Below are 14,834 nucleotides of genomic sequence, written 5' to 3'. Positions count from 1 at the left end.
ACTGCCGATGCCGATGGGAACGCCGCGAAGCCGAAGAGCTCGAACGAGGCACGGTGATGCGAGGACAAGAGGGCACTGTGAAAACGAAGCCGCCTGCGTGGTTGGTCGGACCAGCAGTTCTTGTCGATCCCGTGATGACGCCTCAACGGAACGTGTGGGGGGGTACTTATGTTTGAGACAATATCAGGTGCCTATGGCTTGTTCCAATACTTTCCCGGTGGCGTACTCCACAGCATTGAGGGGCAGTTGGCGTTGACTGACGGGGCGACAGACGGGTCCGGACCGGCATTAGCGGGCACGTCCCGATTTGAAGGATTCCGACGTGGCCGACAGGCCGGGCACATCGCGCATACCGAAACGGTGCCGGAGTGCGGAGATTGCCGCCAGATACCCGGACATGCCGTGCACGCTGGGTCCCGGCGGGGTGGCCGCGGAGCACAGAAAGACTCCGGGCAGCGGCGTGCGGTAGGGGTCGAGGCGGGGGACGGGCCGCGCGAGGCTCTGATACAGCGTGATCGCGCCGGAACCGATGTCCCCGCCCACGTAGTTGGGGTTGTAGGCCTCGTAGTGGGCGGCGGGCACGGAGCGGTGGTCGAGGACCGTGTCCCCGAAGCCCGGGGCGTAGCGCTCGATGCGGGCGCGCACCAGGTCGTAGGGGTCGGTGGGATCCCCGTTCGGCACGTGCGCGTACGCCCACACCGGGCGCTTCCCCGGCAGCGCGCGGCCCGGATCGGTCACCGCCGGGTCCACGACCAGGACGAACGGCTCCCTGGTCCGCACGCCCCGCGCGTTCGCGGTCTCCTGCCGGACCATCTCGGCATGGGTGCCGCCCAGATGCACCGTTCCGGCGCGGCCCACCGCGGGGTCGGACCAGGGGATCGGCTCGGACACCAGGAAGTCGACCTTGGCGGCGCCCGGACCGTATCGGAAGCGCCCCAGCCCGCGCGCATACGGGCGGGGCAGCCGGTCGCCCGCCAGGGCCAGCAGCCCCTTGGGGCTCGTATCGAGCAACACCGCCCGTGCACCGCGCAGTTCCGCCAGGTCCGTCACCGTGTGGCCGGTGTGGAAGACGCCGCCGTGCGCGGTGATGTCCTGTGCCATCGCCTCGGCGATACGGGCGCTGCCGCCGCGCGGCAGCGGCCACCCCGTCCCGTGCGCGAGATGGCCGAGCAGCATGGCCACCGCGCCGGACGCGAGACTCGGCAGCCGGCCGACCGCATGCGCGGCGACGCCGGTGAGCAGGGCGGCCGCCTCCTCGCCGCGGAAGCGTGCCGCGCCGAGCCCGCTGCCGTGGACCGCCACCCGGCGCGCCAGCAGCACGGCCGCCACCGGATCGCGCGGCAGCCCGCGCTGCCCGGACAGCAGCAGGTCGACCACGCCGTCGCTGTGCTCCAGCAGCGGGCCCATCAGCTGCCGCCAGCGAGGCCCGTCGGGGCCCAGGTGCGCGCAGGTCGCCGCCAGCGAGCGGTAGGCCAGCGCCGCGCGACCGCCGTCCAGCGGGTGGGCGTAACTGATCTCCGGGTGCAGCAGCTCGACCCCGCGGGCCGCCAGGCCGAACGCCCGGAAGAAGGGGGACGCGGCGGCCATGGGGTGGACGGCGGCGCAGAGGTCGTGCACGACACCGCTGTCGAAGAGCGGCACCGTGCGCAGCCCGCCGCCGATGGTCTCGGCTTGCTCGTGGAGCTCCACCCGCAGGCCAGCACGGGCCAGGACCACACCCGCCGCGAGGCCGTTCGGCCCGGTGCCCACGATCGCCACGTCTGCGGCGCTCACCACTGCTCATCCCCCCTGATCGGCCGGAGACGGACGGTCTGCTCGGCGAGGCCGGCGTACGCGGGCCAGCCGATCGCTATGGCCGGCGGCGGGGTCCACGGCTCCATGGGCACCGGGGCGGCCTGATGGGCGGGGTGACCGGGCCCGGCGTGCAGCTGCGAGCCCGCCAGCCGCCGGTAGAGCTCGTCGTGCTCCATCAGGTCGTGGTGCACGCCGGTGGCCCGGACCCGGCCGCCCTCCATCACCACGATCTTCTCGGCGTCGACCACCGTGGAGATCCGGTGGGCGATGGCGATGACCGCGCACTGCCCGGAGATCCGGCGCAGCACGTCCCGGAAGTCCCGCTCCGAGTCGGAGTCCAGGTTGGAGGTGGCCTCGTCCAGCAGCATGACCGCGGGCTTCTGCAGCAGCGTGCGGGCGATGCACAGCCGCTGGCGCTGACCTCCGGACAACCCGCTGCCCTGGTCGCCGAGTTCGGTGTCCAGCCCGTGCGGGAGACCGGCGACCACCGAGGCGAGACCGGCCATCTCCACCGCCTCCTGGATCTCGTAATCCGTGGCGTGGGGGTTGGCGTAGGTCAGGTTCTCCCGGACCGTGCCGCGCATCGCGGCGCTGTCCTGCTGGACGTAGCCGACCAGTCCGCGGACCGTGTCGAGCGGCAGGGACTCGATGTTCTGCCCGCTGAGCTGGACGCGGCCGCTGTCCGGCGCGTAGAAGCGCTCGATCAGCTGGAACATGGTGGTCTTGCCCGCGCCGGACGGTCCGACGACCGCCGTCAGCCCGCGGGCCGGCACGGTGAACGAGACACCGCCGAGCACCTGCGTCAGCTCCTCCTGCTTCCCGCGCCGGTAGGCGAACCGCACGTCGTGGAACTCGACCGCCGGACGGTGCTGGGCCAGCGGCCCGAAGGACATGGGGGGCCGTACGTCCGTCGTCCCGCTGCTCTCCTGCGGCATACCGGCCAATTCGTCGACCCGCTGGATCGCCGCCCGGCCCTGGACGAACTGGCCCACGCCCATGAAGAACGTCACCAGGGGCGAGACCAGTTGGAAGAGGTACATGATGAACGAGGTCAGGGTGGCCATGTTCATCTCGCCGCGGGCCACCCAGGTCATGCCGACGCCCACCACGACGGCCAGCGCGCCCTGTGTGCCGACGTTCATGGACGGCATCAGCAGCGCGTTGTAGGCGTTGACCCGGATACCGGAACGGCGCGCCTTGTCGGCCAGCTTGCCGATGCGCGCGGCCTCCCTGGGCTCGGCGCGGGAGGCCTTGACCGTGGGCAGCGCGGAGAGCACACGCTGGATGTCACTGGCGAACTCGCCGGTGTCGTCCCGGTTTTCCAGCGCGACCTTGCGCAGCTTGCGGGCGAGGGCGATGGACAGGACGCTGGCGGCGCCGAGGCAGCTCAGGGTGATGACCATCAGCCACAGGTCGATGAGGAACATCAGCACGACGCCGCCGATGACCGTGGCGCCGCTGACAATCAGCTGCGCGAGGCTCTGCGAGAGGGCGATCTTCACCAACGAGGTATCGGTGACCGTACGGGTGAAAATATCGCCCTGGGACTGTTTCCCGAATGCGGTGAGATCGGCGCGCAGCAGCCGTCCGGTCAGGATGCCACGGACATCGAAGACGATATTCTCCCCGGCCCGGCCGATCAGATAGGCCTGCAGCGAAGAGAACAGGGCCCCCGCGCAGAACAGCCCGACCAGCTGGGCAATGGGCCGGGCCAGCGAACCGCCGCCGCCCGCCGCCTCGATCAGTTTGCCGATGGCCCAGGGCTGCGCGAGCGAGGCGGCGACGCCCAGCAGCCCCACCAGCACGCCGCCGGCCAGCAGCCTGGTGTGCTGTCCGGCAACGCTTGCGACCGACCCGTTGCCGCTGCTTCGTGTCCCGCCTCTCAGGCCCGCGCGGTGCACATGACTCGCCATGAGTGCTCCCCCCGTATTGACGACGGTCGCTTCGCGCGCGAGAGCCCCGTCAGAGGGGATCCGCCGTCAAGAGGCTCGAAGCTAACATGGCGCCCGGTATCAAGTTATGGGTTAGTTGACTGCCTGCCGCGCCTCCCTTGAATTCATGGCAGCGGTACGCGAATGGCGTCAGTTAATTGCTCTGCTTTTTATTTGTTCCGGCGCCCGGAGACGTAAGGTTGCTCCGCCGTCGGCCGGCCTAGAAGCCGCGGGTGCGCTTGGCGGCGCGGCGGCCGCCGGCGGCCTCCTCCTCGACGCCCGGCGCGCGCAGGAACAGGCGGGCGACCTCGGCGCCGAGGTTCACCCCGACCGCGATGGCGAGCGCCAGCGACGCGGCCTGGATCAGCGAGGTGAGGCCCTCCGGCAGATGGCCCTGGGCGAAGTTGAGCAGCCCGAAGTACGTGGCGCTACCGGGCAGCAGCGGGCCGATGGCCGCGGTGACGTACGGGAGCGCGGACGCGTAGCGGTATCGGGACAGCAACTGCCCGAAGAGACCGACCAGGCCGGCGGCGATGGCGGTGGCGGGCACCGGGTTGATCTCGGCGACCCCGAGCGCGCCGTACACGGCCCAGGCGACACCGCCGTTCAGGGTCGCGAACGCCACGGTGTGACGTTCCTGCTGAAGCAGCACACAGAACGCCAGCGCCAGCAGCATGGACGCGACGATCTGCACCACCGGCTCGTCGTACGCCCCCAGTGCCTGCTCGGGGTTGAGCCGCCGGAGGCCGGGGTTCAGCTGGAGGCCGATGTAGAGCACGCTGAGGACGCCGACGACGATGCCGACGATGAGGTAGCCGACCTCCAGCAGACGGGCGGCGGCGGTGATGTAGTAGCCGGTCAGCCCGTCGTGGACGCCGGCGACCAGGGCCCGTCCCGGGATCAGTGCGAAGAGGCCACCGGTGATCACCGCGGAGGCCTGCACATTGGCGTGCGCCAGGCCGAAGGCGACGCCCACCGCCGCGGGCGGCATCGCCGCGACCACGAACTGGTAGAACTCCGGCAGCCCCCGCCCGGACGCGAGCCAGGCCAGCCGGTCGCCGAGCATCGAGCCCAGCGCCGCCGCGAAGAACACCAGCGCCTCACCGCCGACCAGCATGGAGGCCGCACCGGACAACAGCCCGGAGGCCACCGTCAGGGCCCAGCTCGGGTAGGGGTGGCGGTTACGGCGGATCTCGGCGAGGCCGCGGTAGGCCTCCTCCAGAGTGATGCCGTCGGAGGTGATGTCGTCGACGAGCTTGAAGACCGCGGACAGCCGGGTGTAGTCGACACCGCGGCGGCGTACCGTCCGGCTGGCGGTGACCGGGTCGTCGACCAGCGACGGCTGGTAGGAGATCGACAGCAGGGTGAAGGTGACGGTCGGCTCGACCCGCTCCAGCCCGTAGGCGTGCGCGACGCCGAACATCGCGGCCTCGACGTCCTCCGCGCCCTCACCGCCGGCCAGCAGGATCTCGCCGATACGCAGCGTCAGGTCGAGCACGCGGGGGACGGCCGGGCCGGTCTCCTCGTCACCGCGCTCGAAGCGCTCGGGGACCGGGCGCTCGTGGACCGGCATCCGGAGCATGGTCCGCATCCGGTCCTGCCAGGGCGCCTCCTTGGTGAGGCTGACCGCGGGGATGCCGTGCGGCGGGGTGAAGGCGCTCATCGCCGTGGCACCCACGGGGACGGGCAGCGGGGTCTGGCCGGTGGTGCTGCTGGGCGTGGTGAAGGCCGAGCCCTCCTGCTCGGCAGGGGCCTCCGGGCGCAGGCCGGCGGGCAGCGCGAACTCGGAGGTGGGGTGCTCTTCCTCGGGTACCGGCGGATACGGCACACCCAGCGGCGGGGTGAAGGCGCTGTGCGCCTCGTCCGACTGGGGCTTGCGGTCCTCGGGGGAACCGCTCTGGTCCGACGCCACCGTTCTTCGCTCCTCGTTGGCCTCCTGACGGATGTCAAGGACACGATGCCTGATGGCTATCTGCTGCGCTTCCTCGGGGCGGGCGTTTTCGGCTGTGGCGCCGTGCCGTATTCGGGGACTCACCTCCCCCCGCCTGCCCGCGGCCGGAGGGACACATTCCCCGGCACCCGGCCGCGCTCACGGGAGCGCGGCGGCGTGCGGGAGCGCGGTCAGCGTTTGGCGTGCCGGCCGCGGCGCGCGGACTCCGCGGGAGCGCCGTCCGGGGCGCCGCCCGGCGCGGGCGCCTCGGTCTTCTTCTTGCCGCGGGCGCGGAGGTACTCGATGACAATCGGCACGACGGAGACCAGCACGATCGCGACCAGGATCAGCTCGATGTGCTTGTGGACGAACTGGACCTTGCCCAGCGAGGCGCCGAGCAGCGTGACACCGGCGCCCCACAGCGCGCCGCCGATGAGGTTGAAGGTGATGAAGGAGCGGTAGTTCATCCGGCTCACACCGGCGATGATCGGGGTGAAGGTGCGCACGATCGGCACGAAGCGGGCCAGGATCAGCGACTTGGGGCCGTGCTTCTCGAAGAACTCATGCGCCTTCTCGACGTTCTCCTGCTTGAAGAGGCGGGAGTCGGGCCGCTTGAAGAGCGAGGGGCCGACCTTGCGGCCGAAGAGATAGCCGGCCTGGTCGCCGAGGACGGCGGCCAGCACGATCAGCGAGCACACCATCCACAGCGGGCGGTCGAGCTTGTTCGTCGTCACCAGCAGGCCGGTGGTGAACAGGAGCGAGTCGCCCGGCAGGAAGAAGCCGATCAGCAGGCCGGACTCCGCGAAGACGATCACCAGGACGCCGAGCAGGCCGAACGTCGCGATCAGATAGTCCGGGTCCAGCCACTGGGGGCCGAGCGCGAGAGTATTCACGGGGTGAAGGCTCCTGGGTCGAGGGCGCCGGATCGGGCGGTGCGGCGGGCGAAGCGGCGGGATACCGGCGCGTGTGCGGCCAAAGCTATCAACGCCGGGTGCCCCGACATGGTTCCAGGCGGGCCCCGGGCCCCCACCCGACGGCCCCCGACCGCTGGCCGTCCCCCCGGGGCCGGGTGATGCTGGCCGCAAGGAGGTGCGCGCCATGGGCATCGATGAATACGGCGGTGGACAGCATGCGCAGTCCGACGTCCTGGTGGTGACGACCAACGACGTCCCGGGGTTTCACGTGGAACGGGTGATCGGCGAGGTCTTCGGCCTGACGGTGCGCTCCCGGCACCTCGGCAGCCAGATCGGCGCGGGCCTGAAGTCGATGATCGGCGGCGAGCTGCGGGGCCTGACCAAGACCCTGGTCGAGACCCGTAACCAGGCGATGGAGCGGCTGGTGGACCAGGCCCGCTCGCGCGGTGCGAACGCGGTGCTGATGTTCCGCTTCGATGTCACGGAGGCCGCCGACGTGGGCACCGAGGTCTGTGCCTACGGCACGGCCGTGGTGATCGCGCCACAGGGCTGACCACCGGCAGGGCTCCGTACGGGCCGGGGTCGCGCTCCCCGGCCCGTACGGATCAGCGGTGACGGGCCGCGTTGGCCAGGATCGCGTCGCGCAGGTACACCGCGAGGCCGGGCCGGATCGCCTCGTAGGTGGCGGTGAAGCGCTCGTCGTCGACGTATATCCCGCCGAGGCAGCTGTGGAGGTCGTGGGAGCACTCGTAGTACGCCTCGCAGATGAACTGCCGGTGCTCCTCGGCGACGTCCATGGCCGCCGCGGAGTCCGCCGTCGCCCCCTCCGCGAGCAGGTCCGCCATCCTGCGGTGCAGGGCGTCGAGCTCCGCCGTCAGCCGCTTCCAGTCCTCCTTGGTGTACGCGGCCGTCCTGCGCACCGACTCCTTGTAGGCCTCGGTGTGGCCCCAGCGTTCCTCGACCTCCGCCGCGTGCTCGTCGGGGTCGAAGTCCCCGAAGGCCTCGAACTTCTCCTCCGGGGTGAGCCGTACGTTCATCCTGCGTGCCTCCATCGCGTTCTCGACGGCGGCGGCCATCTTCTGGAGCCGCTCGATCCGCGCGGTCAGCAGGTCGTGCTGGCGCCGCAGATGCTCCCGCGGGTCGGTGTCCGGATCGTCCAGGAGAGCCGCCACCTCGTCGAGCGGAAAGCCGAGCTCCCGGTAGAACAGGATCTGCTGCAGCCGGTCCAGGTCGTCGTCGCCGTAGCGCCGGTGACCTGCGTGATTGCGCTCGCCGGGCTGGAGCAGCCCGATCTCGTCGTAGTGGTGCAGGGTGCGCACCGTCACCCCGGCCAAGGTCGCGACCTGGCCCACCGAATAACTCATCTCCGCTCCTTCTGGTACGCGCTCCACGATGTGGCCTCACGCCGCGTGAGGTGCAAGTCCGCATGCTGAAAACGCCGTGAGGCGGCGGACCGGCGGGTGAGATCCTGCCGACCGTGATGGGGATAACGGATCTGTCCACGTATCTGGTGGGACTCGCGCTGATCATTCTGCTGCCGGGCCCGAATTCGCTGTACGTCGTGTCGGTGGCGGCCCGCCGCGGCCCGCGGGTGGCGTACCGGGCGGCGGCCGGGGTGCTGTGCGGTGACACGGTGCTGATGACGCTGTCGGCGGGCGGGGTGGCCTCGCTGCTGCAGACCACGCCGGTGCTGTTCGCCGTGGTCAAGTTCGCCGGTGCGGGCTATCTGACCTGGCTGGCGGTCGGGATGCTGCGCGGCGCCTGGGCGCTGTGGCGCGGCCGGGAGACGCGCCGGGCCGGGCGGGCCGACGAGGCGCCCGAGGCCCCGAAGGAGGCCGTGGAGCGGCCGTTCCGCAGGGCGCTGGTGGTCAGTCTGCTCAACCCGAAGGCGATCCTGTTCTTCATCTCGTTCTTCGTGCAGTTCGTGGACCCGTCCTACGCCCATCCGGTGCTGTCGTTCCTGACGCTGGGCGCCTGGGCTCAGCTGTTCAGCTTCACGTACCTGTCGGTGCTGATCTTCAGCGGGACGTTCCTGGCGGCGACCTTCCGCCGCCGCAGGCGGCTGACGGCCGGGCTGTCCGCCGGCGCCGGGGCGGCGTTCCTCGGCTTCGCCGCGAAGCTGTCGCTGGCGAGCGCGGGCTGAGCCGGGGCGGAGCGGGCTGAGCCGGGCCGGAGCGGGCCCGGCCGGCGCGCGGGTGCGGGCGGGTGGCGGTCCTCCGGGGCGGCCACCCGCCCGTCGCGCTTCCACTGGGTGAACCCTGGAGGCCCCATACCCCCTATGCCCTTATTGTCGGGTTCGAGGAGGTAGGCCGATGCCCGTGCACGACGTCCATGTCGCCGTCATCTACTACTCGTCGACCGGTACCGTCGCCGACCTCGCCCGCCTGATCGCGGACGCCGCCGAGCACGCCGGCGCCGACGTACGCCTGCGCCGGGCCGCGGAACTCGCCCCGCAGACCGCCATCGACGCCAACCCGGCCTGGGCCGCCAACGCCGCGGCCACCGCCGACATCATGGAGGCCACCCACGAGGACGTGCTCTGGGCGGACGGCGTGATCCTGGGGACCCCCACCCGCTTCGGCAATGTGTCCTCGCAGCTCAAGCAGTACCTCGACACCCTGGGCGGCCTCTGGCAGCAGGGGAAACTGGCCGACAAGGTCTACAGCGGCTTCACCGCGAGCGCCACCCGGCACGGCGGCCAGGAGTCCACGCTGCTCGCGCTCTACCAGACCGTCCACCACTTCGGCGGCATCCTCGTGGCGCCGGGCTATACGGACCCGGCGAAGTTCACCGACGGCAACCCCTACGGCACCTCCCACGTCGGCGGCCCCGACACCCCGCTCGACGACGACGCACGCACCGCCGCCCGCATCCAGGCGGAGCGCGTGGTGAAGTTCACCAAAGCCATCAAACACGGCCTTTCGCAGGCGAGTTGACGGGTAGGCGCGACAGATGACTCTGCACAAAGGCGCATCGACATCCGACCGCAAGCAGACCGGGCACGCGGTCAATCCCTTCTACGGGGAGGCCGACCCGGTCGCCGGGATGGAGACCTCGCCACCACGGCACACCCTGCCGGACGGCCCGCTCTCCCCGCACACCGCCTACCAGTTCGTGCACGACGAGCTGATGCTCGACGGCAACGCCCGGCTGAACCTCGCGACCTTCGTCACCACCTGGATGGAGCCGCAGGCCGGCATCCTGATGTCGGAGTGCCGGGACAAGAACATGATCGACAAGGACGAGTACCCGCGCACCGCCGAGCTGGAGAAGCGGTGCGTGGCGATGCTCGCCGACCTGTGGCACGCCCCCGACCCGTCGACCGCCATGGGCTGCTCCACCACCGGGTCCAGCGAGGCCTGCATGCTCGCCGGGATGGCCCTCAAGCGCCGCTGGATGCAGCGAAACAAGGACCGCTATCCGGGCCGCGCCCGCCCCAACCTCATCATGGGCGCCAACGTCCAGGTCTGCTGGGAGAAGTTCTGCAACTTCTGGGAGGTCGAGGCGCGCCAGGTCCCCATGGAGGGCGACCGCTACCACCTGGACGCGGCCTCCGCCGCCGCGCTCTGCGACGAGAACACCATCGGCGTGGTGGCGATCCTCGGCTCCACCTTCGACGGGTCGTACGAGCCGGTGGGCGAGATCTGCGCGGCGCTCGACGAGGTCCAGGAGAAGCACGGCTGGGACATCCCGGTCCATGTGGACGGCGCGTCCGGCGCCATGGTCGCGCCGTTCCTCGACCCGGAGCTGGTCTGGGACTTCCGGCTGCCCCGGGTCGCCTCCATCAACACCTCGGGGCACAAGTACGGTCTGGTCTACCCGGGCGTCGGCTGGGCCCTGTGGCGCGACGCCGCGGCGCTGCCCGAGGAGCTGGTCTTCCGGGTCAACTACCTGGGCGGCGACATGCCGACCTTCGCGCTCAACTTCTCCCGCCCCGGCGCCCAGGTCGCCGCGCAGTACTACACCTTCCTGCGGCTCGGCCGGGCCGGCTTCCGCGCCGTCCAGCAGGCCACCCGGGACGTGGCCCTCTCGATGTCCGAACGGATCCGCGCACTGGGCGACTTCCGGCTGCTGACCAGGGGCGACCAGCTGCCGGTCTTCGCCTTCACGACCGCGGACCACATCACCGCCTTCGACGTGTTCGACGTCTCCCGGCGGATGAAGGAGCGCGGCTGGCTGCTGCCCGCCTACACCTTCCCGGAGAACCGCCAGGACCTCTCCGTCCTACGGGTGGTCTGCCGCAACGGCTTCTCACTGGACCTCGCCGACCTGTTCCTCGCGGACCTGGAGGCGCTGCTGCCCGAACTCCGGGAACAGTCCGGCCCGATGGAGCGCCCGGAGAGCGTCGCCACCGCCTTCCACCACTGACCGGCGTCCGGCCCCGGTCAGCCGGTCCGGCCCGCACCCGGCCGGTCCGTGTCCCCGCCCGGCCGGTCCGTGTCCCGCGTCGCGTACGGGTTCTCCTGCCCGTCCGCCAGGACACCGACGAACGGCTCCCCCTCGCCGGCGAAGACATACGCCCCGCCCTCGATCCGCTCGATCAGCCCCCGCGTCCACGCGGCGCCGCTGTCCGCGGAGTGCACCCACATGTTCATGATCTCGCCGATGTGGCCGAGCTGACCGGTCCCGCCCTCGGGGGTGTAGTAGCCGGTGACCGTGGTGCGCCACTCCTGCAGCGCCCGCACCCGCTCCTGGAGCAGCGCCACCGCCTCGGCCCGCGGCAGATCGACCACGAAGCCGATGCCCGCGCTGAGCATGTCGACCTTCTGGTCCGGCTGGGAGAGCGCGGTGCGCAGCAGCGCGAAATACTCCGTCTCGCCCGCCGCGGTCAGCTCGTACTCGGTCCGCGGCGGGCCGCCGGCGGTGCTGGGCGCGATGTCGTGGGCGCGCAGCAGGCCTTGCTTGGCCATCTGTTTGAGCGCGTGGTAGATCGAGCCGGGTTTGGCGTTGGACCAGTCCTGGGCGCCCCAGTACTCCAGGTCGTTGCGCACCTGGTAGCCGTGCGCCCGGCCGTGCTGCCGCACGGCGCCCAGTACCAACAGCCGGATCGCCGACATCGTCTCCTCAATCCCTATCGCGCCCCCTCCGCCAGCCTAGAGCGCGCCGGGACCCCGCCCGCTACCCCTCCCGGCCTGCGCGCTCCGCGTCCACCAGCTCGAAGGCCGTCTTGCCGTCGACGGACTCGCGGAGGATGTCGGCGTGGCCGGCGTGCCGGGCGGTCTCCTCGATCAGATGCAGCAGCAGCCAGCGCATCGACTGCCGGGCCTCCGGCGGGAACCACGGCGCCGGAGGCAGCGGGAAGGTGTCGTTCAGGCTGGGCACGGAGCGGATGAACTCCTCCGTCCGCTGCGCCACCCGGTCCCAGAAGGCCAGCGTCTCGGCGAGTGTCTCGTCGTCCTCCAGCCGGAAGCTCAGATGCCAGGTGTCCTGGGTGCGCTCGATGGAGTGCGGCAGCTCCTGCGCGGTCTCGATCCAGCCCTGCTCGGTCTCCGCGACATGCTTGACCAGCCCGGCGAGCGACAGCTCACTGGCGGTCGGCCGCTGGGCCGCCTGTGCCCCGGTCAGCCCCAGGACGGCCCGGCGCAGCCCGCCGCGCTGGGCCTCCAGGAAGGCCAGCAGCGCGCCGGTCTCGTCGCCGTGGGCCTCGGCAAGAACGTGAGTGGGCATGGGGGTTCACCTTTCGTGACGTCCCGCGGCGGCCGGCCTCTCGCCGTCCGCCTTCCGACACCACTCAACGTAGAAGCCCTTGCGGTCAGCTTCTGTCCGCAACGCGCCACGGACCGCTCCCGGACCGCCGGAGGGGACACCGCGCCTCAGAACGGGAACCGCGACCGCCCGTGCTGGATGGAGATCCACTTGGTCGTGGTGAACGCCTCCACCATCGCGTCGCCGTTCAGCCGCCCCACACCGGAGCTCTTCTCGCCGCCGAAGGGCACGATCGGCTCGTCGTGCACCGTGGCGTCATTGACGTGGAACATCCCGGTGTCGATGCGCTTGGCGAACCGCACCCCGCGCTCGATGTCGCCGGTGTGCACGGCACCGCTGAGCCCGAACGAGGTCGCGTTGGTCAGCCGCACCGCCTCCTCGTCCCCGTCGAACGGCACCAGCAGCGCGACGGGCCCGAAGATCTCCTGCCGCAGCAGCGGCGAGTCCTCCGGCAGGCCGCTCAGCACGCTCGGCGCGACCAGCGTGCCCCGGGCCTCGCCCTGCAGGAGCGCCGAGGCGCCGTCCGCGACCGCGCGCTCCACCAGCGCGGTGATCGACTCGGCCTGGCCCTCGTTGATCAGCGGACCGATATGGGTCTGCGGGTCGGTCGGGTCCCCCACCTTCAGGGACGCGACCTTGGCGACGAACTTCTCGGTGAACTCCCGCTCCACGGACCGGTCCACGAGCACCCGGTTGGCGGCCATACAGACCTGCCCCTGGTGGACGAAGCGGCTGAAGACGGCGGCGTCCACGGCGTAGTCGACATCGGCGTCGTCGAGGACGACCAGCGCGCTGTTGCCGCCCAGCTCCAGCACGGTGTGCTTGAAGTGGGCCGCGGCGACCGTGGCGACGTGCCGGCCGACCTTCTCGGAGCCGGTGAAGGAGATGGTCTTGGGGACCGGGTGCTCGATGAGCGCGTCGCCGATCTCGGCGATGTCCGTGACGACGACGTTCAGCACGCCCGCCGGCAGCCCGGCCTCCTCGAAGATCCTGGCGACCAGACCGCCACCGCACACCGGGGTGTTCTGGTGCGGCTTGAGGACCACGGCGTTCCCGAGCGCGAGGGCCGGCGCGACGGACTTCAGCGACAGCAGGAAGGGGAAGTTGAAGGGGCTGATGACGCCCACGACACCGACCGGCAGCCGGTAGAGGCGGTTCTCCTTGCCGTCGATGGGCGAGGGCAGGATGCGGCCCTCGGCGCGCAGCGCCAGTTGAATGGCCTCGCGCAGGAACTCCCGGGCGAGATGGAGTTCGAAGCCCACCTTGGCGAGCGTGCCCCCGACCTCCGCGGCGATCGCCGCGCCCAGCTCCGCCTCGCGGTCGTCGATGATCCGCAGCACGCGCTCGAAGACCAGCCGCCGGGAATACGGATTGGTGGCGCCCCACTCCCGCTGTGCGCGCTCGGCGGCACGGTAGGCCTGATCGATCTCCGCTACCGTGGCGACGGGTATGGAGGTCAGTTTCTCGCCGTTGTACGGATTGAAATCAACGATGTCCCACGAGCCGCTGCCGGTCCGCCACTCACCGTCGATGAACTGATACGCCAACTCGTCGAAATAGGACATGCCATCCCGATCTGGAGAACAGGGCGCTCAGGGCGCCGCATTGGGGGGTGCTGACTCCTGATGGTGCGCCATCCTACCGATGCGTCATATCAGTTGGAGCAGTCCGCGCAAGAGGTCCCTGGACTCGGCGGGGTTGGGACCTTCTTTCTGGAGCCGGTCCATCACCCGTGCGTACTGGGCGACTTCCTCGGGCTTGTCCACATAGAGCGCGCTCGTCAGCTGCTCCAGGTAGACGACGTCCGGCAGACCCGACTCCTGGAAGCCGAGCATGGTGAACGCACCGCTCTCCCCGGCGTGCCCGCCGAGACTGAAGGGCATCACCTGGAGCCGCACATTGGGCCACTCGGACACCTCGATCAGATGCTTCAACTGCTCGCGCATCACCGCGCGTTCGCCGTACGGGCGCCGTAGCGCGGCCTCGTCCAGCACACAGTGGAACTGCGCCGACCGCTCGGCCACCAGCAGCTTCTGGCGCTCCATGCGCAGCGCGACCCGTCTCTCGATCTCCGCCGGCCCGGCGTCGGGCATCCCGCGCCGCACGACGGCCTGCGCATAGCTCTCGGTCTGCAACAGCCCGTGAACGAACTGGACTTCATAGACCCGGAGCAGAGAAGTGGCGCCTTCCAGACCCACATACGTCTGGAACCACCCGGGAAGCACATCGCTGTAGCTGTGCCACCAGCCGGCCACGTTCGCCTCCCGCGCCAGGGAGAGCAGCGCCTCACGCTCCTGGGCGTCGCCGACCCCGTACAGGGTGAGCAGGTCCTCCACATCCCGTGCCTTGAAGCTCACGCGGCCCAACTCCATGCGGCTGATCTTCGATTCGGACGCACGGATCGAGTAGCCGGCCGCCTCGCGGGTTATCCCGCGCGATTCACGCAGCCGACGGAGCTGCGACCCGAGCAGGATTCGCCGCACCACCGACCCGCTCGACTCACTTGCGGACACCTCTCAGACCCTCCTGTGACCCCACCCCGTCCAACAGTGGGCCGCA

At 70.7% G+C, this 14,834-nt stretch carries 13 protein-coding genes; 4 read left to right on the top strand and 9 right to left on the bottom strand.

The features are described 5' to 3' along the window. Nucleotides 1–288 precede the first annotated feature (288 nt). The 4 genes from ACFW5B_RS13680 to ACFW5B_RS13665 all read right to left on the bottom strand — a co-directional run bounded on the left by ACFW5B_RS13680 (nucleotide 289) and on the right by ACFW5B_RS13665 (nucleotide 6,548). Nucleotides 289–1,773 carry a phytoene desaturase family protein gene (locus ACFW5B_RS13680; RefSeq protein WP_386438044.1) on the bottom strand — a complete coding sequence of 495 codons (1,485 nt, stop codon included), beginning with the start codon at nucleotides 1,771–1,773 and terminating at the stop codon, nucleotides 289–291. Beyond that, nucleotides 1,770–3,707: an ABC transporter ATP-binding protein gene (locus tag ACFW5B_RS13675; RefSeq protein WP_386438041.1), complete on the bottom strand. Its 1,938-nt coding sequence runs from the start codon at nucleotides 3,705–3,707 to the stop codon at nucleotides 1,770–1,772. The genes ACFW5B_RS13680 and ACFW5B_RS13675 overlap by 4 nt, the downstream gene beginning before the upstream one ends. A gap of 238 nt (nucleotides 3,708–3,945) precedes the next feature. Continuing rightward, nucleotides 3,946–5,637 carry a threonine/serine exporter ThrE family protein gene (locus ACFW5B_RS13670; protein ID WP_386438038.1) on the bottom strand — a complete coding sequence of 564 codons (1,692 nt, stop codon included), beginning with the start codon at nucleotides 5,635–5,637 and terminating at the stop codon, nucleotides 3,946–3,948. Nucleotides 5,638–5,846: 209 nt separating this feature from the next. Next, nucleotides 5,847–6,548, bottom strand: a complete 702-nt coding sequence (locus tag ACFW5B_RS13665) for a DedA family protein (protein ID WP_386438035.1) — start codon at nucleotides 6,546–6,548, stop codon at nucleotides 5,847–5,849. Nucleotides 6,549–6,753: 205 nt separating this feature from the next. Between ACFW5B_RS13665 and ACFW5B_RS13660 the strand changes: the two genes are divergently transcribed. Then, entirely contained in the window at nucleotides 6,754–7,122 is a 369-nt protein-coding gene (locus ACFW5B_RS13660; RefSeq protein ID WP_386438032.1) for a YbjQ family protein, read from the top strand. Between the two features lie 52 nt (nucleotides 7,123–7,174). Here ACFW5B_RS13660 and ACFW5B_RS13655 read toward each other — a convergent pair whose 3' ends face one another. Beyond that, complete coding sequence (locus ACFW5B_RS13655) at nucleotides 7,175–7,933, bottom strand: MerR family transcriptional regulator (protein WP_386438029.1); 759 nt, start codon at nucleotides 7,931–7,933, stop codon at nucleotides 7,175–7,177. A 113-nt stretch (nucleotides 7,934–8,046) separates the two neighbouring features. On the opposite strand from ACFW5B_RS13655, the gene leuE reads away from it, so the two are divergent. The 3 genes from leuE to ACFW5B_RS13640 all read left to right on the top strand — a co-directional run bounded on the left by leuE (nucleotide 8,047) and on the right by ACFW5B_RS13640 (nucleotide 10,937). Beyond that, a complete protein-coding gene (gene leuE, locus ACFW5B_RS13650) occupies nucleotides 8,047–8,712 on the top strand; it encodes a leucine efflux protein LeuE (protein ID WP_386438026.1) in 666 nt (221 codons plus the stop codon). Between the two features lie 169 nt (nucleotides 8,713–8,881). After that, nucleotides 8,882–9,505, top strand: coding sequence for an NAD(P)H:quinone oxidoreductase (wrbA, locus tag ACFW5B_RS13645; RefSeq protein ID WP_386438023.1), 624 nt, complete (start codon nucleotides 8,882–8,884; stop codon nucleotides 9,503–9,505). A gap of 16 nt (nucleotides 9,506–9,521) precedes the next feature. Next, on the top strand, nucleotides 9,522–10,937 hold the full coding sequence (locus ACFW5B_RS13640) for a glutamate decarboxylase (protein WP_386438020.1): 1,416 nt from the start codon (nucleotides 9,522–9,524) through the stop codon (nucleotides 10,935–10,937). A 17-nt stretch (nucleotides 10,938–10,954) separates the two neighbouring features. Here the strand turns inward: ACFW5B_RS13640 and ACFW5B_RS13635 are convergent, their stop codons facing one another. The 4 genes from ACFW5B_RS13635 to ACFW5B_RS13620 form a co-directional block, all read right to left on the bottom strand. After that, nucleotides 10,955–11,626 carry a PadR family transcriptional regulator gene (locus ACFW5B_RS13635; protein ID WP_386438018.1) on the bottom strand — a complete coding sequence of 224 codons (672 nt, stop codon included), beginning with the start codon at nucleotides 11,624–11,626 and terminating at the stop codon, nucleotides 10,955–10,957. A gap of 61 nt (nucleotides 11,627–11,687) precedes the next feature. Then, on the bottom strand, nucleotides 11,688–12,236 hold the full coding sequence (locus ACFW5B_RS13630; RefSeq protein WP_386438015.1) for a DinB family protein: 549 nt from the start codon (nucleotides 12,234–12,236) through the stop codon (nucleotides 11,688–11,690). 146 nt (nucleotides 12,237–12,382) lie between these two features. Then, on the bottom strand, nucleotides 12,383–13,840 hold the full coding sequence (locus ACFW5B_RS13625) for an aldehyde dehydrogenase family protein (RefSeq protein WP_386438012.1): 1,458 nt from the start codon (nucleotides 13,838–13,840) through the stop codon (nucleotides 12,383–12,385). Between the two features lie 84 nt (nucleotides 13,841–13,924). Further along, nucleotides 13,925–14,788: a helix-turn-helix domain-containing protein gene (locus tag ACFW5B_RS13620; RefSeq protein WP_386438009.1), complete on the bottom strand. Its 864-nt coding sequence runs from the start codon at nucleotides 14,786–14,788 to the stop codon at nucleotides 13,925–13,927. Nucleotides 14,789–14,834 lie beyond the last annotated feature (46 nt).

Source organism: Streptomyces sp. NPDC058773 (genome assembly GCF_042746015.1).
Lineage (GTDB): Bacteria > Actinomycetota > Actinomycetes > Streptomycetales > Streptomycetaceae > Streptomyces.
Note: the sequence above shows the minus strand (reverse complement) of the source record. Positions and strands in the feature narration are given on the sequence as shown.

What these genes read in the sequence shown, in the direction of transcription:
- ACFW5B_RS13640 (WP_386438020.1), top strand. Translation starts at nt 9,522, where the DNA reads ATGACTCTGCACAAAGGCGCATCGACATCCGACCGCAAGCAGACCGGG.
- ACFW5B_RS13625 (WP_386438012.1), bottom strand. Translation starts at nt 13,840, where the DNA reads ATGTCCTATTTCGACGAGTTGGCGTATCAGTTCATCGACGGTGAGTGG.
- ACFW5B_RS13655 (WP_386438029.1), bottom strand. Translation starts at nt 7,933, where the DNA reads ATGAGTTATTCGGTGGGCCAGGTCGCGACCTTGGCCGGGGTGACGGTG.
- ACFW5B_RS13675 (WP_386438041.1), bottom strand. Translation starts at nt 3,707, where the DNA reads ATGGCGAGTCATGTGCACCGCGCGGGCCTGAGAGGCGGGACACGAAGC.
- ACFW5B_RS13630 (WP_386438015.1), bottom strand. Translation starts at nt 12,236, where the DNA reads ATGCCCACTCACGTTCTTGCCGAGGCCCACGGCGACGAGACCGGCGCG.
- wrbA (WP_386438023.1), top strand. Translation starts at nt 8,882, where the DNA reads ATGCCCGTGCACGACGTCCATGTCGCCGTCATCTACTACTCGTCGACC.
- ACFW5B_RS13660 (WP_386438032.1), top strand. Translation starts at nt 6,754, where the DNA reads ATGGGCATCGATGAATACGGCGGTGGACAGCATGCGCAGTCCGACGTC.
- ACFW5B_RS13635 (WP_386438018.1), bottom strand. Translation starts at nt 11,626, where the DNA reads ATGTCGGCGATCCGGCTGTTGGTACTGGGCGCCGTGCGGCAGCACGGC.